We start from the raw sequence: 829 nt of genomic DNA, 5'->3' as shown, positions 1-829 counted from the left end.
GGGCGTCGGTGTCCCCGGTGCTGCTGCGGCTGTTGGCCAGCAGCACCGGCCGGCCGGGGGCCTGCTGCTCCCACAGGTGCGCGGCCGCGGCCAACCGCTCCCGGTAGATCTGCCGGTAGCCGACGTCGCAGGGGGAGACGACCGTGGCGCGGTCCGGCCGCGCTGCCGCGTCCCCGCTCAGGTCGACCATCAGGACGTCGGGATGGCTGGCGGCGATCTGGGAGCGCCAGTACCGGTCCCAGCGCACGCAGTTCTCCGCCGGCGCCGCCGGTGCCCGCGCCGACACCGGTAGCTGGGCGTCAGCGCTGACGTGGGCCTGCGGTGTCGCGGGTGGCGCCACCGGGAACAGCCCGCAGCCGGGCAGTGAGCGGTCCACCACCGGGTAGCGGCCGGAGCCGTGCCGGCCGACCGCGGCAGCCAGATCACCGGCGAACGACCCGCCCAGCACCAGCACCACTGGTCCCGTGCCCGCCCGTAGCCGCTGCTCGGCCAGGGCGGGCAGCCACAGGCCGCCGGCCGCGACGGCGGTGTAGGACACCAGCAGTACCGAGGCGGTCCGCCCCAGCCGCCACCGGCGCAGCCGCAGCCGGCCGACCACCGCGTCCTGCAGCAGCAGCCCGAGGAGCGCGGCCAACCCGCCACCGACCACCAGCAGGGCATGCGGCCGCACCCGCGGGAAGGCGGACGCCAACGCCCAGAACACCGGCAGGTGCAGGAGCAGGAACGGGTAGGCCATCCCGCCCAGCTCCACCGGCGCGCCCCGGCCGAACAGCCACTGCAGCGGGCTGCGGCGGGCCGGTGCCGCCGGACGGTCCACGCTGGCCAGCAG

At 77.0% G+C, this 829-nt stretch carries 1 protein-coding gene; it reads right to left on the bottom strand.

Translation table 11 applies throughout. The annotated features are described in order from the left end of the window. Positions 1-829 (bottom strand): hypothetical protein (locus DD1DGNOD_RS27235; RefSeq protein WP_165036846.1); only part of this gene is annotated, 829 nt, incomplete at both ends.

The sequence above is a fragment of the Candidatus Protofrankia californiensis genome, from assembly GCF_900634765.1.
Lineage (GTDB): Bacteria > Actinomycetota > Actinomycetes > Frankiales > Frankiaceae > Protofrankia > Protofrankia californiensis.
Note: the sequence above shows the minus strand (reverse complement) of the source record. Positions and strands in the feature narration are given on the sequence as shown.